Origin of the sequence: Streptomyces sp. NPDC058051, from assembly GCF_042885475.1 — a bacterium.
In the GTDB taxonomy this organism is placed as follows: Bacteria; Actinomycetota; Actinomycetes; order Streptomycetales; family Streptomycetaceae; genus Streptomyces.
The window spans coordinates 1-17,806 of record NZ_JBHVRW010000053.1; the positions used below are offsets into that span (position 1 = coordinate 1).

Genomic DNA, 17,806 nt, shown 5'->3' on the forward strand with positions numbered 1-17,806 from the left:
TGCAACGTCGCACCGATGTCCGACGTCCGCGTCGTCGTCATCGACTGCACCGACACCGGCGCGTCCCCGCCGACCGCCACCGACCCGACCTGGATCTTGCGGCTGACCCTCCGGTCGGCGAGCTTGGTCGGAACGGACGGAATTCCGAGAGAAATCGCAGTCATGCGCTGAGCATCCCCAAGGTGTGGATCGAGGTCCCGAAATCGGCGGGCTCCGGCCTTCGAGATTACGTCACCGGCGGCGCCCCGCAGCACACCGCGTCCGGTGGTGCCGCGCGGAGGGACGGCCCGGACACACGCTGTGTGCCGGGCCGTCACCCGCGGTACACCGGGCAGGTCCGCAGATCAGGAGATCTTGACCGGATTGACGATGTCTGCGACCAGCACCAGCAGCGTGAAGCAGATGAAGACACCTGCGACGACATAGGCGACCGGCATCAGCTTGGCCACGTCGAAGGGGCCCGGGTCGGGGCGCCGGAAGACGCGTGCCAGATTGCGGCGCAGGGCCTCCCAGAGCGCTCCCGCGATGTGCCCGCCGTCGAGGGGCAGCAGCGGCAGCATGTTGAAGAGGAACAGCGAGAGGTTGAAGCCCGCCAGGAGGAAGAGCATCATCGCGATCTGGTTCTGCGCCGGTACGTCCAGCGTCATCACCTCGCCACCGATCCTGGCGGCCCCGACCACGCCGACCGGGGAGTCCGCGGCCCGTTCGCCGTTGCCGAAGGCCGCGTTCCACAGGTCCGGGATCTTGGACGGAAGGGCGATGATCGAGTCGACGCCGTTCTCGATCATGTCTCCCATGCGGACGACCGAGTCGCCGAAGGAGAGGGGGACGATCTCGGTCTGGGCCGCGAAGCCGAGGTAGCCGGCCGGGACGAACTTCCCGGGGACCACCTCGCCCTTGGAGTCCTTCTTGGCCACCGAGTTCTTCTGGAGCACGGCGTGGAGGGTCTTCTCCTGGCCGTCCCGCTGGACGGTGAGGGTGGCGGGGCCGATGGTGTCGCGGATCTTGTCGGAGAGCGTGGCCCAGTCGTCGACCTTCTGGCCGTCGAAGGCGACGATCCTGTCGCCCTTCTGAAGGCCCGCGGCCTGTGCGGGCGAGACCGGGTCGGACTTCTTGCAGGTGTCGCGGTTCGCGTCCTGGGCGATCACGCACTTCTGGACGCCCGCCACCTCCGTGGTCTGGGTCTGGAACCCGAAGGCCATCGCCACACCGAGGAAGATCGCCACGGCGAGGACGAGGTTCATGAACGGTCCGGCGAACATCACGATGACGCGCTTCCACGGCTTGCGCGTGTAGAAGAGGCGCTTCTCGTCACCCGGTTCGAGCTCTTCGAAGGCCGCGGACCTGGCGTCCTCGATCATGCCGCGCCACGGTGAGGTGGACCGCGCCTCCAGGCGCCCGTCCGGCCCCGGCGGGAACATGCCGATCATGCGGATGTAGCCGCCGGCCGGGATGGCCTTGATCCCGTACTCGGTGTCGCCCTTCTTGCGCGACCAGATCGTCGGCCCGAAGCCCACCATGTACTGCGGGACGCGGATACCGAAGAGCTTCGCCGTCGAGAGGTGGCCCAGCTCGTGCCAGGCGATCGAGAACAGCAGCCCGATGACGAAGACTACGATGCCCAGAATCGTCAACAGGACCGTCGTCATACTCATGCGTGCGCCTCCGCTGTCGCTTTCGCCGAGAGTTCACGAGCCCGGGCGCGTGCCCAGGTCTCCGCTTGGAGGACGTCTTCGACCGTGAGCGAAGTTCCCGTGGCGGGGGTGCCGTGTTCGGCCACCACTGCCGAGACCGTATCCATGATTCCGTTGAACGGCAGCCGTCCCGCCAAGAAAGCGTCGACGCATTCCTCGTTCGCGGCGTTGAACACGGCGGGGGCGGTGGCTCCGAGCGTGCCCACGTGCCTGGCCAGTCCGACGGACGGGAAGGCCTCGTCGTCGAGGGGGAAGAACTCCCAGCTGGACGCCTTCGACCAGTCGAAGGCGGGTGCGGCGTCCGGGACGCGGGCCGGCCAGCCGATCCCGACGGCGATCGGGCCCCTCATGTCCGGCGGTGTGGCCTGGGCGAGGGTGGAGCCGTCGGTGAACTCCACCATGGAGTGAACGTACGACTGGGGGTGGACCACGACCTCGATCCGGTCGAACGGGATGTCGTAGAGGAGATGGGCCTCGATGACCTCCAGTCCCTTGTTGACGAGGGTGGCGGAGTTGATCGTGATGACCGGTCCCATGGCCCACGTCGGATGCGCGAGAGCCTCCTCGCGGGTGACGCCCACCAGCTCGCTCCTGGCGCGGCCCCGGAAGGGGCCGCCGGACGCGGTGACGACGAGCTTGCGTACGTCGGCGCGGGTACCCGCGGCCAGAGCCTGGAAGAGCGCGGCGTGCTCGGAGTCGACCGGGATGATCTGGCCGGGCTCGGCCAGTGCCTTGACCAGCGGGCCGCCGACGATCAGCGACTCCTTGTTGGCCAGGGCGAGCGTGCGGCCCGCTCGGAGCGCGGCGAGCGTGGGGGCGAGGCCGATGGAGCCGGTGATTCCGTTGAGCACGGTGTGGCAGTCACCGGCGGCGAGCTCGCCGGCGGCTCCGGGGCCGGCCAGGATCTCGGGGAGCGGCTCGCCCGCACCGTACTGCTCGCGCAGGGCCTCCCGGAGCGCCGGTACGGCCTCAGGTGCCGCGACCGCGACGGTGCGGACCCGCAGCTGCCGCGCCTGCTCGGCGAGGAGGGCGACGCGTCCGCCCGCGGCGGAGAGCCCGGTGACGCGGAAGCGGTCGGGGTGACGCAGTACCAGGTCGATGGCCTGGGTGCCGACGGAACCCGTGGAGCCGAGGATGACGAGATCCCGGGGGCCTTCCACGGCGTCGAAGACGATGTGCGGGTCGGCGAGGGGGGCAGGGCTGTCGCTCATGCCCCCCATTGTGGCCGCATCGGCTGTGGGTGGGGACAGTGCGTCCCTCGCGCCGGGCGGATGCGGTCGGGCGCGTGGCCGAAACGAGGCGTGGCCGGGGCGCTCGCAACCGTCGGGGGCGGTCCGGTGCCGGCCCGCGGGAGCTTCCGCGGACGGCGGGCGTCCGGGAACGGGACAGCCCTCAGCGGTTGGCGAGTTCCGCGAACTCGGCGAAGGCTTCGTGGAATCCGGGGAACGTCTTCCGTACGCAGCCGGGGTCGTCGAACGTGATGCCCGGCACCCGCAGTCCGGCGACGGCGAACGACATGACGATGCGGTGGTCGCCGTGGGTGGCGATCTCGGTGGGGCGGGGCGTGCCGGGGTGGATCTCGATCCAGTCCCGGCCGGTGCGGACCGTGATGCCCATCCGCCTGAGGTTCTGGGCGCACGCCTCCAGCCGGTCGCACTCCTTCACCCGGGTGTTGCCCACGTCCTCGATGCGCACCGGCCCCGAGGCGAACGGCGCGAGCGCGGCCAGGGTCGGCATGGTGTCGGAGATGTCGCGCATGTTGACGGTGAGGCCCGCGAGGCGGCCGGTGGAGCCGACGGTGGTGGACTCGGCGGTGGTGTGCACCTCGGCGCCCATGCGGCGCAGCACGTCGACGAACCGGAGGTCGCCCTGGAGCGCGTCCGTACCGAGGCCGCGGACGGTGGTCTCTCGCCCGGTGAGGGCCGCCGCGGCGAAGAAGTAGCTCGCGGTGGAGGCGTCGGGCTCGATGGCGTAGGTGGTGGCCCGGTAGCCGCCGGCCGGCACGGTGAAGACGTTGTTGCCGTGACCGCCGCGGGTCACCTCGACGCCGAAGCTGCGCATCATCGCGAGCGTGATCTCGACGTACGGGGCGGAGACCAGGTCGGTGACGGTGATCCGGAGTCCCTGCTCCGTGAGCGGTCCGAGCATCAGCAGCGCGGTGAGGTATTGAGAGGACTCCCCCGCGTCCAGGGTGAGTTCGCCGCCCTGGATTCCGGCTGCGCGGATCCGCAGCGGGTGGTGGCCCTCGGCCGCGTCGTGCCGCAGGTCGACGCCGAGCGTGCGCAGGGCCCCGGTGAGCGGGCCGAGGGGGCGGCGGCGCATCTGTGCGGAGGCGTCGAAGCGGTACGTGCCGGTGGCGGCGGCCGCGGCCAGGGTCGGCAGGAAGCGTGCGGTGGTGGCGCCGTCACGGCAGTAGATGTCGGCGTCGGTGGCGGCGGGGCCGTCGGGGCGGCCCTCGATGTGCCAGCGGTCGGCTTCCCGCGCGACCCGGTAGCCGAGGCGCGTGAGCCCCTCGGCGAAGCCCTCGGTGTCGTCCGAGAGCAGGGGGCGTACGAGGGTGCTCGTGCCGTTCGCGGCGGCGGCCAGGAACAGGGCACGCGCGGTCACGGACTTGGAGCCGGGGATGTGGATGACGGTCACGGGCCGTCATCCTGCCGTACCCCGCCCGGCCGGGCGGGGTACGTCCGGTGAGTGGACGCGCTCCCGCCCGGTGGTCCGCCCTCGGGCGGACGGGGACCGCGCGCCGGCGAACGGGGTGCGCGCCTCAGTGAACAGGGCGGTGGACGTCGTCCCGGACGGACGGTCCGGGGGTGGCGTCGGCGATCCACGGGCCCTCGCCGCTCGGATCGATGATGCCTTCCTCCAGCCAGGTGTACGCGCCGGACAGGACGCCGTCGACCATGCGCCGGTCCAGGTCGTCGGTGTTGGACCACAGGCGCGTGAAGAGTTCCTCGACGCGGACGCGGGACTGGCGGCAGAAGGTGTCGGCGAGCCGGTAGGCCTCGCGGCCGTGGTCGTCGGAGCTGCGCAGCAGTTCGGCGCGGACGCAGGCGGCGCTCATCGCGAAGAGTTCCGCGCCGATGTCGACGATCCTGCCGAGGAACCCCTGCTTGGTCTCCATCCGGCCCTGCCAGCGCGACATGGCGTAGAAGGTGGAGCGCGCGAGTTTTCGGGCGGAGCGTTCGACGTAGCGCAGGTGGCCGGACAGGTCCGGGTGTCCGGGCTGATTGAACTCCCTGTATGTTCCCGGGAGTTGGCCCGGTCCCGCGACGAGCCCCGGCAGCCAGCGGGCGTAGAAGCCGGCTGCGTTCGCGCCCGCCTTCGCCTTGTCGGAGAGGGACTTGTCGGGGTCGATGATGTCCCCCGCGACCTTCAGATGGGCGTCGACGGCCTCACGGGCGATCAGCAGGTGCATGATCTCGGTGGAGCCCTCGAAGATGCGGTTGATCCGCAGATCGCGCAGGAGCTGTTCGGCGGGCACGGCCCGTTCGCCGCGGGCGGCCAGGGAGGCGGCGGTCTCGAAGCCCCGGCCGCCCCTGATCTGGACCAGCTCGTCGGCCATCAGGCAGCCCATCTCTGAGCCGTACAGCTTGGCGAGAGCCGCTTCGATCCGGATGTCGTTGCGGTTCTCGTCGGCCATCTGGGAGGAGAGGTCGACCACCGCTTCGAGGGCGAAGGTCGTGGCGGCGATGAAGGAGATCTTGGCGCCGACGGCTTCGTGCCGGGCGACCGGCCTGCCCCACTGCTCACGGACCGCCGACCACTCGCGGGCGATCTTCAGACACCATTTGCCGGCGCCGACGCACATGGCGGGCAACGAGAGCCGTCCCGTGTTCAGCGTGGTGAGGGCGATCTTGAGCCCCGCGCCTTCGGGGCCGATGCGGTTCGCGGCCGGAACCCGGACCCGGTGGAAGCGGGTGACACCGTTCTCGATGCCGCGCAGACCCATGAAGGCGTTGCGGTTCTCGACGGTGATGCCCGGCGAGTCCGCCTCCACGACGAAGGCCGTGATGCCGCCCCTGTGGCCGTCGGACTTCGGGACGCGGGCCATCACGACGAGCAGGTCGGCGACGACGCCGTTGGTCGTCCACAGCTTCACACCGTCCAGGACGTAGTCCGAACCGTCCGGAACGGCCGAGGTGGCGAGCCGGGCCGGGTCGGATCCGACGTCCGGTTCGGTGAGCAGGAACGCCGAGATGTCGGTGCTGGCCAGCCTGGGCAGGAAGGTGTCCTTCTGCTCCTGGCTGCCGAAGAGTTTCAGCGGCTGCGGCACACCGATGGACTGGTGGGCGGAGAGCAGCGCACCGACCGCGGGGCTGACGGAGCCGACCAGGGCGAGGGCCTTGTTGTAGTAGACCTGGGTCAGGCCGAGGCCGCCGTACTTCGGGTCGATCTTCATGCCGAGCGCGCCGAGCTCCTTCAGGCCGTTGATCACCTCGTCGGGGATCTTCGCCTCGCGCTCGATGAGGGCGCTGTCGATCCCGGTTTCGCAGAAGGCGCGCAGCCGGGCGAGGAACGCCTCGCCGCGCCGGACGTCGTCCGCGGCCGGCAGTGGATGCGGATGGATCAGGTCGAGACGGAAGCGGCCGAGGAAGAGTTCCTTGGCGAAACTGGGCTTGCGCCAGTCCTGTTCGCGCGCGGCCTCGGCCACTTGGCGCGCTTCACGCTCGGTGACCTTGGGCGTGTTCTTCGGGGCGGATGGTGCGGACATGAGCAGCTCACCTTGCCGCGTTGTGGGGTGGGCGGACGCGGCCGGTCCGCGCGGTGTGCGCAGGGGGCGCCCGCCGAGCCGTACCAACCGGTGCTACGTGTCCTGATGTACCCGATGACGGACATGCCCACCATCCCCCGGACGCCGATCGGGTCGGGAGCCACTCCACCGGACAGCCACGCGGTGACACGGTGGCCGGGGTGTGCGTCGGGGGCCCTCAGGGGGTTTCGTTCCCCGGGTGGAGCGGCGCGACGATCTTCGCGACCGCCTCGCCCGTGAGGTCGCGGTCGGAGGGCTCGGGGTCGAGCGCGCGGTGGATCGCCATGCCCTCGATGAAGGCGTCGAGCTGGCGGGCCGTACGGGGGTCGAAGTGCCGTTCGAGTGCCTGGCGGCTGCGGCACATCCAGTCGCGGGTGATCCGGCGGAACCTCGGGTCGCGGGCGGCGAGCGTGTACAGCTCATAGGTGATGACCTGGTCGCGGTTGCTCGCTTCGCCGGACAGCTGGTGGACCAGGTCGACCACCGCCACCTGAGCCTCGGCAGCGTCCGCCGCGGCGCTCAGCCGTGCCGTGAAGGCGTCCGCGACCGCGTCCGCGAAGCGCGTGAACGCCTCGTGCAGCAGCTCGTACATCCCGTCGAAGTGGTAGCTGAGCGATCCGAGCGGCACGTCCGCACGTGCGGTGATCTTCCGATGGGAAAGACCCGCCACACCGCTCTCCGCGATGAGATCGATGGTGATGTCGATCAGCCGGTCACGTCGGCCGGGATCGGTGCGGCGGGTTTTCACGCTGTTCCTTCAGGGGCCGGGGGCTTTCGTTCGGATGACGCCAGTGCCGCAGCAGGCAGCGTTTGCCGCGGCACCCAGTGCGGCACCAAGTGCAGTCCCGTGATTCCTGGCGGGTGCGCGACGGGTGACGGGACGATCCTCAGATCGACTTGACCACACGTGCCGGGTTGCCGACGGCGACCGAGTTCGCGGGGATGTCACGGGTGACGACGGCCCCCGCGCCCACGACGCTGTTGTCGCCGATGGTCACCCCGGGACACACGATCGCGCCGCCTCCCAGCCAGACATTGTCGCCGATGGTGATCGGCTTGGCGGCCTCCAGCTTGTCCCGCCGCGGCTGCGGTTCGACGGGATGCGTCGGGGTCAGCAGCTGTACGTGCGGACCGATCTGGCAGTCGGCTCCGATGGTGATGGGCGCGACGTCCAACGCCGTCAGGCCCATGTTGATGAACGTGCGCGGGCCGACGGAGATGCGGCTGCCGTAGTCGACATGGACCGGCGCGCGCACGAACGCCGTCTCGTCGAGCGTCCCGAACAGCTGGCGGGCGAGACGCTGGGCGCCCTCCGGGTCCTCCCCGTAGGCGGCGAGGAACCGTGCCGACAGCCGCACGGCCGTGCGCTGCTCCTCGAAGATCGCCGGGTCGTCGGCGATGTACAGGTCACCGGCGAGCATGCGCTCGTGGTTCGTTCGCGGATCTCCGGCGAAGTAGTCGGGGCTCGGCGTCGGGGCGCTCGAAATCGCATCCATGTGAACGATCGTACACAACACTATGTACGATCGTTCACATGAGATCGGGTTCGCGTGCCCCAGCGTTCGAGCGAGGGGCCGACGGCGCCCACGGCGGCGAAGAACGCGCCGAGGAGCAGCCAGCCGGCCGTGCCCAGTCCGAGCACGACGGTGGTGAGGATGGCGGGGGCGAGCGCCTGGCCTGCGCTGAAGCCAAGCCCGAGAAGCCCTTGGTACTGGCCTTGGGCATGGTCCGGTGCCAGGCCGAAGCCAAGGGCGAAGCCGGCCGAGGACTCCCATATCTCCCCGAGGCTGTGGACGGAGATCGCTGCGACCACGAGGCCGGCGGCCGCCCACACGGGAGCGTGCGCGGCCAGGGCCATCATCGGACAGCTGAGGAGGAAGAGCAGTCCTGCCGTGCGGAACGCTCTGCCGCCGTCGCGAGGGGTTTCGATGCGGGATCCGATTCTGGTCTGCAGGAGGACGCAGACTCCCGAATTGATCGCGGATACCGCGGCCACGGTCCAGCGCGGTGCGTCCGTGTGCTCCGATATCCATATCGGCAGAAGCAGGGACACCACCGGGTATTGCAGCCCCATCGCGCCATAGAGAGCGGTGAAGGTCACGAACGGACGGTCGGTGAGAGCGATCCAGCGGCGCTGCTGCGACGGTGGCGCCAATGCCCTGTACGGGGGGAGCAGGAACAGGAGGAGGGCGCACAGTGCGAAGCTGGCCGCGTTGCCGAGAATCAGCACGATGTAGGCAGTACGACTGTTCACCGCAACCGCAAACCCGGCACCCACGGTTCCCAGGACGACGCCCAGATTGACGTACGTACGGAGCTTTGCCCTGAACAGCGCTGGGCGGTCCGTACCGACCCGGACCACGAGGGCTCCCCAGGCTGCGCCGCCGACGGCTGCGGCAAGCTGGTCAATGGTGGCGATGACCGCGAGGGCGGCCCAGCTCTCGACCAGCACGAGAGCGGACATCGCCGCTGCTTGAACCGTCAGAGCGAGCATCATGATCGTGCGCGGCCCACGCCGGTCGGCCAGGTGCCCTCCCGGTATCCCCGCGAGCAGGCCGGTCAGGCCGGCGACAGTGAGGGCGGCCCCCACCTGCACCGCCGATAGATCCACGACCAGCGTGAAGTAGAGCGCCGACGCCGTGTTGAAGAGCCCGTTGCCGACCCGGTTCACGAAGCTGGCCAGGATCAAGACACGCTCTGACCTGCTGCCACCCGCCATGCGAGCTATTCGGCCGGGCGATCTCCCCTTGATCATGGGCGCAGGCTAGCAACGGTCGCGCACCGCCCGACCAGCCGTGCGCCCGGCGCAGCGCGCGCGGTGGCCGGCCCGGCGGCGTGTCCGGGCCGGCCGGTCCGGGCTACCGGGTCGGCGTGAATTGGATGGCGGCGGCCGGGCAGACCGCGGCGGCTTCACGGACCGCGGTGTGCCGCTCCTTCGGGGGCGCGGCGTCCAGCAGAACGACGATGCCGTCGTCGTCGCGCTGGTCGAACACCTCTGGGGCGATCAGGACGCACTGCCCTGCGCCGCAGCACTTGTCTTCGTCGACGGTGACGTTCATGCGGGGTTCTCCCTTGGTCGGGACGGTGAGGGCGGTCGGGCGGGCCGCTGAACAGCCGCGCCGCGGGGAGTCACCAGCGCACGGGGACGGTGCGCAGGCCGCCGACCAGGAGCCCTTCCACTCGCTGCAGGTCCTCTACGGGTACGGCCAGTTCGAGGGTGGGCAGCTTGCGCAGCAGGACCTCCAGCACCACCTGCAGTTCGGTGCGGGCCAGGGACTGTCCGAGGCAGGAGTGGGGTCCGGCACCGAAGATGAGGTGGGGGTTGGGGCTGCGGCCCAGGTCCATCTCCTCCGCGTTGTCGAAGACGTCTTCGTCACGGTTGGCGGCGGGCATGCTGCAGATGACCGTGGTGCCGCCGGGCAGTGTCCGGCCGCCGATCTCCGTCTCCTCGGTGAGATAGCGGCGCAGTCCGAATCCGAGGTTGGTGTCGAAGCGGAGGGCTTCTTCCACCGCGGTGCGCACCAGGGAGGGATCGGCGAGCAACCGCTCCCACCGGCTGCGGTCGGCGAGAAGCATGCCGACCATCTTGCCGATCATGTTCGCGGTGGTCTCGTGCCCGGCTACGAGGAGTCCCAAGGCGGTCGCCGGCAGCTCCGCGCCGGAGAGCCCCTGGCCCGCCTCGGAATCCTGGATGAGCGTGCTGATGAGGTCGTCGGTCGGATTCTCGCGCTTGGCGTCGATATGACCGGACATGTAATGGACGAACTCGGTCTGGGCCCGCTCGGTCTCCTCCTGAGTGAAGCGGGTCAGGCTCAGCAGCGCGTCGGACCAGTGGGAGAAGCGGTCACGGTCCTGTACGGGCACGCCGAGCATGTCGCAGATGACATGGACGGGCAGGAGGAAGCCGACGTGTGCCTTGAGGTCGGCGGGCGCGCCGGCGGCGACCATGTCGTCGACGAGCCGTTCGGCGGTGGCCGTCATGCCGGGCCGCAGAGCCGTCATGCGCTTGGCGGTGAACCACTTGCTGACCTGGCGGCGCCACCGCTGGTGCGGCTCCCCCTTCGCGGGCAGGGAGAGAGCGTCCGAGCTGCTGGAGGCGACAGCTCCGCCCGCGCCTTCGGGCGCGGGGCGGGCTGCGCCGTCCTGAGCGGTCGGGCGAGCGAAGCGCGGGTCGGACAGCAGCGCCTTGATGTCCTCGTGGCGGGTGAGCAGTGTCGCTTCGTCGCCGCTGGGCAGTTCGACCGAGGCCACTGGGCACCGGCTGCGCAGTCGCTGCCAGTCGGCGGGTGCGTCCAGGGCTCCCTGCTGGGGCAGCGGGTAGTGCACGGTTTCTTGGCTCTGGCTCATAAGTGATCTCCCTCGGAAATGTGGGGCTTTCGTCCGGTGAGCTCCGCTGTGGGGTGGTGCTGGGCCGGGATCGTGGGCGGTTCTCCCTTCGCTCGGCGACCGGGCCTTGTCACCCGGTGGGGCTTGTGAGGTTCAGGCGGGGCGGGCAGCGTCAGCCTCGGCGGGCCGCGGTGGTCACCCCCGGAGGTCGTGCGGTGCCGTCGGGGCCGGGGCCGGGGACGCGAGCAGGTCGGCGCCGGGCGCGGGGGCCTTGCCGGACTCGCCGGGCTGTGGGGCCTCCGGTGCCGGGAGGCTCGCTGCGGCGCGGGGGATGGCCAGGGCGAGAAGGGCGGCGGCGAGGGCGGCGGCTCCGCCGACGACGGCGGCGACCCGGAAGCCGTTCTCGGTCGGGATGGTGAAGCCCCCGGCGTCGTGGCTCATCTGGGCCAGGAGGACACCGATCACCGCGCTGGAGACCGAGAGTCCGATGGAACGCATCAGCGCGTTGAAGCCGTTGGCCGAAGCGGTCTTGGAAGCGGGGACGGACGCCATGATGATCGCGGGCATCGCCCCGTAGGCGAAGGCCACACCGATGCTCACGACACAGCTGAAGACGACGATTCCGGCGACGGAGCCCATGAGAGGCAGGGCGAGCCCGTAGCCGATCGCGATGACCAGAGAGCCGGTCAGCAGCGACGTGCGGGGACCGAAGCGGGCGGACAGTTTCGCGCCGAGCGGGGAGAACGCCATCATGACCAAGCCGGTGGGAACCATCCACAGGCCGGCGGCGAGCATCGACTGGCCCAGTCCGTAGCCGAGTTCCTTCGGCAGCTGGAGCAGTTGGGGTGCGATGAGGCTCTGGGCGAACATGGCGAAGCCGATCACGACCGAGGCCAGGTTCGTCAACAGCACCCGCCGACGGGCGGTGGCCCGCAGGTCGACCAGCGGATCGGCGGTCCGCAGCTCGAACCGGCCCCAGGCCAGAAGGACGATCACGGCGGCGGCGAACAGGCCAAGGGTGGTGGCGCTCGTCCAGCCCCATTCGGCGCCCTTGGAGACGGCGAGCAGCAGCGATACGAGACCGATCGTGAGACCGACCGTGCCGGGGATGTCGAAGCGACCTCGCGCGGCCCCGGCGGGTACGTCCGGGACGAAGCGCATCACGGCGACGCCGACCAGCAGGCTGATGACGGCCGAGCCCCAGAACAGTGCGTGCCAGTCGGCGTTCTGGGCGACGCCGGCCGCGAGCGGCAGGCCGAAGGCGCCACCGATGCCCAGCGACGAGCTCATGAGAGCCACCGACGATCCCATGCGCTCCGGCGGCACGACGTCGCGCATGGTGCTGATCCCGAGCGGGACGATGCCCATGCCGATGCCCTGGACCGCACGCCCGATGACCATCGGGACCAACGAGTCCGACACAGCGCTCGTGAGCGAGCCCACGACAAGCAGGCCGACGCAGATCAGCAGCATCCGCCGCTTGCCGTAGAGATCACCGAGGCGTCCGAACACCGGCGTGGCGACCGCGCCGGTGAGCAGGGGCGCGGTGACGACCCACGACGCGTTCGCCGTCGAGGTGTCCAGTAGTTCCGGGAGCTGTGCGACGAGGGGGATGACCAGCGTCCCCATCAGCGAGGCCACGATGCCGGCCGCGGACAGCGAGGCGACGATCGCTCCCGTACGGGCCGGAGAGGCAGATGCATTCATGCATTGCACCGTACACAGAAAAAGCATCATGCACAAAAGTTGCATGATGCTCTTGATGAGCATCATGCACAGTCGTGGCGTAGGGTGAATATGTGCAGATGAGAGAGCCGGAGGTGCCCCAGATGGATGCCCAGCAGGCGGGCGAGCAGATCGAGCGGGAGCTCCTGATCCTCACGCGGCACCAGGAAATGGCCTCGCCCCGTCGGCTGCACGGCAGCGAGGCCCTGGAGCGCAGCGCCTACGTGCTCCTCAGCCGGATCGAAGTACAGGGGCCCATGTCGGTCGCCGACCTCGTCGATGCCTTCGGGCTCGCCGCCTCGACCTTCAATCGCCAAACGGCCGCCCTTCTCAGGGACGGACTCGTCGAACGGACCCTGGACCCCGACGGCGGGGTGGCCAGGAAGTTCCGCATCACCCAGAAGGGCACCGACGCGCTCAGGGCCGACCGCGGCAAGGTGGTCGACGGGCTCGCCGAAGTGGTCACCGACTGGACCCCCGAACGCCTCGACCGCTTCATCACGGACCTTCAGCAATTCAACAAGGACATCGAACGGCTCACAGGACGCCCCTGGCCACGGTGACAACGAAGCTCTCCGTGTCCGGCTCCCGGCCGATCCACGGCACAGCCCACGCTCCGGCGTGCGACGGCTCGTTTTCGACAGGGTGAATGGGAGCCACTCGGGCAACGAGAACGGGAGCCACGTTGCGCCATCCGTGAAGGTCGTGGACTGTGACACAGGTCCATGATCGGCAACGGGAATGGGAGCCACCCCTATCGGGTGACTTCTGGCGATGTTGGTGAAAAGCGGGAGTGTCCGCGCCGGTGTCGGACGGGGTGCCGATAGTTTGGCGTCCCGGGTCCTCTTGGCTCGTGTCCCTGACAGGCGCGGTCGTGGGGGCCCGGTTTCATCAATGGGTTGCTTGTGATCCCGCTTCGCTGATCGGCGGTTCTGCCGTGATCACAATGAGCTGAGGAACCCTCGGACCACCGTAGCGAATCCGGTCGGGTCGGTCTCATGGACGGTGTGGCCGGCGGGAAGTTCGGTGAGGTGAGTGCGGGGACGTCGCGCTGCCATATCCTTCGCATGGTCGGCGCTGAGGACCGAGCTGCGGCTGCCGCGGATGAGCAAGGTGGGACAGTCGCTGGCGAGCCAGTCGTTCCAGTGATCGCCGTTGAGCTGCTGCTGTGAGGCGTTCATGTCGTGCGGGCTGAAGGCAAGTCCCCACCCGTCGGCGTACTCGCGCACGGCGTCCGTGAGGTAGCTCGCTGACGCGCCGAGCCCATCCAACAACCCTGCCCGTGTCGGTGCCCGATGTGGCCAGGACAGGCTGAAGGACAGATCGTCATCGACCTCGGCACCAATGTCTTCGATGATCAGAGCGCGGACAAGGTGGGGATGCCGGGCAGCGAGCTGGTAGGCGTTGACGCCTCCGAGCGAGTGTCCAAGCACGACAGTGCCGCTGAGCCCCAGGTCCTCCAAAAGGCTCGCCGCGTCCTGGACGTAGCCGCTGCGGGAGAAGTCGGCGGGGCGGTCGGAATAGCCGTGCCCGCGCTGGTCGAGAGCGATGATTCGCCAGTGGTCGCCCAGGTCCTGAGCCAGACGTGCGAAGGTGCGGCCCTCCCCGAAGTGTCCGTGCAGGGCGAGCAGGGGACGTCCGGGGCCGTCGAAATCGAGGAAGGACAGGCGCCGCCCGGCCACTGTCGTGACCGCTCGCTTCGGCTCGGGTCGGGTCGTCGACGTCATGCACGCCAGTTTGCCATTGCGCGGATGCGGCTCTTCGGCGAGGGCGGCTCACCTCATGGCTGAGCGCGCCGTTCGGCCTCGGTGGCCTGGTAGCGGTAGGACTCGGTGCCGGTCTGGATCAGCGTGCAGCGGAAGGTGATCCGGTCGGCGATGGCCGCGCAGAGCCGCGGGTCAGCGAAGATCTTGTCCCACTCGGCGAACGGGGAGTTGGTGGCCACCGCGGTCGCTTTGCACTCCTCGCGCTCGGTGAAAATCTGGAACAGCAGCCTCGCGCCCTTCTTGTCCAGATTCAGATACCCGAACTCGTCCAGACAGAGAAGGTCGACCTTGCTGTAGCGGGCGATCACGAACGACAGCCGGCGGGCGGCGTCCGCCTCGGCGAGCTCGTTCACCAGCGCGGAGGTGGTGGTGTAGCGGACGCTCATGCCAGCCTCGGCGATGGCCGTACCGACCCCGATCAAGAGGTGTGACTTGCCGGTGCCGGAGTCACCGATCAGCACCAGGGGGCGGCCTTCGCGCACCCAGGACGTGGACTTGAGGTCACCCACCGTCTCGGGCAGCACGTTGGGGTTCTTCTCGAAGTCGAAATCGTCCAGTCGCTTGGGCCTGGGGAACTTGGCCGAGCGGACCAGCCTCTGCTGACGGCGGACATCCCGGTCGGCCCGCTCGACCTGCAACAGGTCGAGGAGGAACTGCTTGTAGGAGGACTGCTCGCGGCGGGCGGTGGCCGCCAGCTCCACGAACCGTTCGCGGAACGCGGGCAGCCGCAGGTCCCGGCACGCCTCATCGATCAAAGCGTCTTCCGGGGCGCTCTCGGGCAGCGGCATCCGGGTGTGCGGAACCTGGTCGGCAGCCTGCTTGGCGGTGGGGCTCATCCGCTGGTGCCCTTTCTCTTCTTGACGGTGTCGGTCACCGGCGTCAGCAGCCGGTCGTATTTGCTCATGTCCGGCAGCGCGGTGCGCGGATCGGGCGGCAGGCGGTGGGCGTGCAGTGAGATCACCTTCGCCCCCGCTCCGTCGTACGACTCCTCGATCGCGGTGTCGTCGTCCTCATCGCCCACGACGTCATCGCCGGAGGCATGGGCAGGCCCGGTGTCCTCCATACCGCTGTTCTCGATCGCCTTGCGGGCCTCGATCGCAACCAGGTCCGTGCTGATGGAGCCGACCTTGAGGACGGTGGCCATTCCGGCGATGACAGCGGTGGCGGGCAGTTGCCGGTGCAGCAGCAACACCTCGATCAGCATCCGGGTGCCTTCTTTGTCCCCACACTTCTTCTTGGCCGCTGCCCAGAACGCCTCATGGACCTTGGTGAAGCCGCCCTCCGCACGGGCCTGCGCGAGTGCTGCGGCCCCGGCGAACGCGCCCGGCTTGACCAGCAGGATCTCCAGATAGTGATCCAGGATGTCGTGGTAGGTGTAACGGCGAGTCAGCCGCGGGTGGCGGGCCGCCACGTGGCGGCCGTCGTAGATCCAGACCTCGTTCGCCCGGAGCTTCACCCGTACCTTCGTGCCGATGAACTTCGCGGGCACCGAGTAGTAGCCCTGGCGGACGGTGACCCGCCCGTTGCGGGCCACCAGCGGCGTCAGGTCCATCCCGGTGTCGTACTCGTCCGCCGGCAGCGGCGCCAGCAGCGGGCGCTCCTGCTCGAAGTCGAAGCCGATCGAGGTGGGGCGGCCGTGGATGTGCCGGGCATCCTCCGCCGTGTCGATCACAGCCAGGCGCTCGTTGAGATCCGCGAGCGAGTCCACTTCCGGGGCCGGGACCAGGTGCTTGCGGCGGAACCGGCCGCCCTCGTGTTCGACCCCGCCCTTCTCATGTGCCCCGTCCTCACCGGGGCCGCAGTAGAAGGCCGAAAATCCATACCAGGATCTGAAGGCCACCCACCGTGTCGTCTCCGTGCGGGACCGGCCGAACAGCACCTGCTTCACCGCGGGCTTGAGGTTGTCGTAGCGGATATGCACGGAGGGCACCCCGCCCAGCGCCCGAAACGCCTCGACATGCCCTTCGAAGAACGCCTCCTGCGAGGCGGTGGCATAGACGCGGTGGATGGCCTTGCCCGAGTACGACATCCGCAGCGTGAACAGCACACACTTGCGGCGCTGCCCGGCGAGGTCGAGCCACACGTCCGCGAAGTCGACCTCGGCCTCTTCGCCGGGGCGTTTCTCCTGCGGCACTGTTCCCTCCAGATGCCGGCGCCCCTCCTTGACCTCCAGCACGATCTGCGGGCGCCGCTTGCGCACGTAGTCACGGACCGTGGAGTACGACGCCTGCTCGAAATCGTGCTCGCCCGCCAGACGCTCAAGAATCCGGTCGACGGTGTGCTTCTGCTTCTTCCAGACGACCAAGTCCTCGCGCAGCATCGCGTCGATGAAGCCCTGCACCGGCTCCAGCACGCTCTTGCGCGGGGGCGGTCTCTTCCGTCCCGTCGGCACCGGAGACGCCAGCGCCTTCGCCACCGTGTTCCGCGACACCTTGTACCGCTGAGCCAACGTCCGCCCCGAGACCGCCGGATCCAACCGGCGGTCACGACGGATCCGCTCAGAGATCCACTCACGCGACCTGTACACCCACGGGCTCCTGACACGACCGTGATCAACGCAGCACAGCGTGACTGGCCAAACAGCCCAAAGCCTCTATTACGCCGTCAGCGGCATGTCACACACCATCAGACAGGGTGGCTCCCGATCTCGGCGCCGAAGCGGTGGCTCTCGTACTCACTGCCCCGCTGGCTCTACTTCACCCTGTCAAAAACAGACGGCTCGTCCCCCCGGCGTGGGATGTACTTCAGCACCCGACGCTCGGAGAAGTACGGTCACGGCCCTGCTCCGTGCATTCGGCGGAGCCCCCGCGCTTTGCGGATTTGCCCGTCGGCCGTCGATTCGGGAAGGTCGGGCTTCGGCCTGTCCCCTGGGTGCACACGGCCCCCTACGGGACACACTCCCGGGTCGGGTGAGGGACGTCCCCGACAGGCCGGAGGCAGGCGGCCGGTGAGTCTGCCGGTATGACCTCCGGACTCGTGGGCGTGCAGAGCCCCGCCCTCATCGCTGGGTGGTCCTCGGTGATCTGTTCGCAGACCTGGACACCGCGGCACCATTGCCTGAACCGCTGGAGCTGATCGGCCCACTTGCGTTCCAGTGGGGCCGGCTCACCTTGCTGGCCGTGCTGGTGGCCGCCAAACCGCTGGGCCGCGGCGTCGACCGCATCCGTCCGGTCGCGGCGATGGCCGGGAGCGGCCACCGGCCGCGCTCCAGGGCTGCGACCCGGCCCTGGAGCACGTCGATGTCCGACTCCGTCGCCGCCGTCCGCTGCAGCGCGAGGCCGAGCCCGCCGTTCAGGGCGGCGAATCCCGTACGGATCTCGCCCCGCCTCTCGGCCGGCGCGACGGCGACCCGGTCGCCGCTGCTCGACGGAGTCACATGGCGAGCCAGAACCGGGACGAGAACGCCGATGCGCTCACGTCTCCCTGGTGTTGATGTTGACGTCGATCACGGCCCGCTCGATCGCGTTCTCGACCGCGGCGACGATGGTCGCGGTGTCCGCGCCCGTGCCGACCTGCCCGGCGAGTGCCGTGATCGCGGCGGTCTG

At 69.4% G+C, this 17,806-nt stretch carries 16 protein-coding genes; 1 reads left to right on the plus strand and 15 read right to left on the minus strand.

Annotated features, from left to right (window positions below; genetic code table 11):
• The 11 genes from ACFVUT_RS37180 to ACFVUT_RS37230 form a co-directional block, all read right to left on the minus strand.
• Nucleotides 1–164: flavodoxin-dependent (E)-4-hydroxy-3-methylbut-2-enyl-diphosphate synthase (locus tag ACFVUT_RS37180; protein WP_350985938.1), on the minus strand; the 164-nt coding region annotated here is incomplete at its 3' end.
• Nucleotides 165–344: 180 nt separating this feature from the next.
• Nucleotides 345–1,655: a M50 family metallopeptidase gene (locus tag ACFVUT_RS37185; protein ID WP_389660972.1), complete on the minus strand. Its 1,311-nt coding sequence runs from the start codon at nt 1,653–1,655 to the stop codon at nt 345–347.
• Nucleotides 1,652–2,905, minus strand: a complete 1,254-nt coding sequence (gene dxr / locus ACFVUT_RS37190) for a 1-deoxy-D-xylulose-5-phosphate reductoisomerase (protein WP_389660974.1) — start codon at nt 2,903–2,905, stop codon at nt 1,652–1,654. Before dxr ends, ACFVUT_RS37185 begins: the two co-directional genes overlap by 4 nt.
• A 181-nt stretch (nt 2,906–3,086) precedes the next feature.
• Nucleotides 3,087–4,334 carry a 3-phosphoshikimate 1-carboxyvinyltransferase gene (gene aroA, locus ACFVUT_RS37195; RefSeq protein ID WP_389660976.1) on the minus strand — a complete coding sequence of 416 codons (1,248 nt, stop codon included), beginning with the start codon at nt 4,332–4,334 and terminating at the stop codon, nt 3,087–3,089.
• Nucleotides 4,335–4,458: 124 nt separating this feature from the next.
• Nucleotides 4,459–6,405 carry an acyl-CoA dehydrogenase family protein gene (locus tag ACFVUT_RS37200; RefSeq protein ID WP_389660978.1) on the minus strand — a complete coding sequence of 649 codons (1,947 nt, stop codon included), beginning with the start codon at nt 6,403–6,405 and terminating at the stop codon, nt 4,459–4,461.
• A gap of 217 nt (nt 6,406–6,622) precedes the next feature.
• Nucleotides 6,623–7,192, minus strand: coding sequence for a TetR/AcrR family transcriptional regulator (locus tag ACFVUT_RS37205; RefSeq protein WP_389660980.1), 570 nt, complete (start codon nt 7,190–7,192; stop codon nt 6,623–6,625).
• 139 nt (nt 7,193–7,331) lie between these two features.
• A complete protein-coding gene (locus ACFVUT_RS37210; protein ID WP_389660982.1) occupies nt 7,332–7,940 on the minus strand; it encodes a sugar O-acetyltransferase in 609 nt (202 codons plus the stop codon).
• A gap of 20 nt (nt 7,941–7,960) precedes the next feature.
• Nucleotides 7,961–9,163, minus strand: coding sequence for an MFS transporter (locus tag ACFVUT_RS37215; protein ID WP_389660983.1), 1,203 nt, complete (start codon nt 9,161–9,163; stop codon nt 7,961–7,963).
• Nucleotides 9,164–9,302: 139 nt separating this feature from the next.
• On the minus strand, nt 9,303–9,503 hold the full coding sequence (locus ACFVUT_RS37220; protein ID WP_389660985.1) for a ferredoxin: 201 nt from the start codon (nt 9,501–9,503) through the stop codon (nt 9,303–9,305).
• A 70-nt stretch (nt 9,504–9,573) separates the two neighbouring features.
• Entirely contained in the window at nt 9,574–10,791 is a 1,218-nt protein-coding gene (locus ACFVUT_RS37225) for a cytochrome P450 (protein ID WP_389660987.1), read from the minus strand.
• Nucleotides 10,792–10,965: 174 nt separating this feature from the next.
• Entirely contained in the window at nt 10,966–12,477 is a 1,512-nt protein-coding gene (locus tag ACFVUT_RS37230) for an MFS transporter (RefSeq protein WP_389660989.1), read from the minus strand.
• A 122-nt stretch (nt 12,478–12,599) separates the two neighbouring features.
• Here ACFVUT_RS37230 and ACFVUT_RS37235 point away from each other — a divergent pair, with 122 nt between their 5' ends.
• Nucleotides 12,600–13,058, plus strand: coding sequence for a MarR family winged helix-turn-helix transcriptional regulator (locus tag ACFVUT_RS37235; protein WP_389660999.1), 459 nt, complete (start codon nt 12,600–12,602; stop codon nt 13,056–13,058).
• A gap of 378 nt (nt 13,059–13,436) precedes the next feature.
• Here ACFVUT_RS37235 and ACFVUT_RS37240 read toward each other — a convergent pair whose 3' ends face one another.
• The 4 genes from ACFVUT_RS37240 to ACFVUT_RS37255 form a co-directional block, all read right to left on the minus strand.
• Nucleotides 13,437–14,222: an alpha/beta fold hydrolase gene (locus tag ACFVUT_RS37240; RefSeq protein WP_389660991.1), complete on the minus strand. Its 786-nt coding sequence runs from the start codon at nt 14,220–14,222 to the stop codon at nt 13,437–13,439.
• Between the two features lie 53 nt (nt 14,223–14,275).
• The gene (istB, locus tag ACFVUT_RS37245; protein WP_389660993.1) at nt 14,276–15,097 is read right to left on the minus strand and encodes an IS21-like element helper ATPase IstB; all 822 of its coding nucleotides are present in this window, start codon (nt 15,095–15,097) and stop codon (nt 14,276–14,278) included.
• Nucleotides 15,094–16,788: an IS21 family transposase gene (istA, locus tag ACFVUT_RS37250; protein WP_389660995.1), complete on the minus strand. Its 1,695-nt coding sequence runs from the start codon at nt 16,786–16,788 to the stop codon at nt 15,094–15,096. The genes istB and istA overlap by 4 nt, the downstream gene beginning before the upstream one ends.
• A gap of 471 nt (nt 16,789–17,259) precedes the next feature.
• Nucleotides 17,260–17,637, minus strand: coding sequence for a hypothetical protein (locus ACFVUT_RS37255; RefSeq protein WP_389660997.1), 378 nt, complete (start codon nt 17,635–17,637; stop codon nt 17,260–17,262).
• Nucleotides 17,638–17,806 lie beyond the last annotated feature (169 nt).

Coding starts and splice junctions, on each gene's coding strand:
- ACFVUT_RS37185 (WP_389660972.1), bottom strand. CDS start 1,655: ATGAGTATGACGACGGTCCTGTTGACGATTCTGGGCATCGTAGTCTTC.
- dxr (WP_389660974.1), bottom strand. CDS start 2,905: ATGAGCGACAGCCCTGCCCCCCTCGCCGACCCGCACATCGTCTTCGAC.
- ACFVUT_RS37200 (WP_389660978.1), bottom strand. CDS start 6,405: ATGTCCGCACCATCCGCCCCGAAGAACACGCCCAAGGTCACCGAGCGT.
- ACFVUT_RS37210 (WP_389660982.1), bottom strand. CDS start 7,940: ATGGATGCGATTTCGAGCGCCCCGACGCCGAGCCCCGACTACTTCGCC.
- ACFVUT_RS37215 (WP_389660983.1), bottom strand. CDS start 9,163: ATGGCGGGTGGCAGCAGGTCAGAGCGTGTCTTGATCCTGGCCAGCTTC.
- ACFVUT_RS37220 (WP_389660985.1), bottom strand. CDS start 9,503: ATGAACGTCACCGTCGACGAAGACAAGTGCTGCGGCGCAGGGCAGTGC.
- ACFVUT_RS37225 (WP_389660987.1), bottom strand. CDS start 10,791: ATGAGCCAGAGCCAAGAAACCGTGCACTACCCGCTGCCCCAGCAGGGA.
- ACFVUT_RS37230 (WP_389660989.1), bottom strand. CDS start 12,477: ATGAATGCATCTGCCTCTCCGGCCCGTACGGGAGCGATCGTCGCCTCG.
- ACFVUT_RS37235 (WP_389660999.1), top strand. CDS start 12,600: ATGGATGCCCAGCAGGCGGGCGAGCAGATCGAGCGGGAGCTCCTGATC.
- ACFVUT_RS37240 (WP_389660991.1), bottom strand. CDS start 14,222: ATGACGTCGACGACCCGACCCGAGCCGAAGCGAGCGGTCACGACAGTG.
- istB (WP_389660993.1), bottom strand. CDS start 15,097: ATGAGCCCCACCGCCAAGCAGGCTGCCGACCAGGTTCCGCACACCCGG.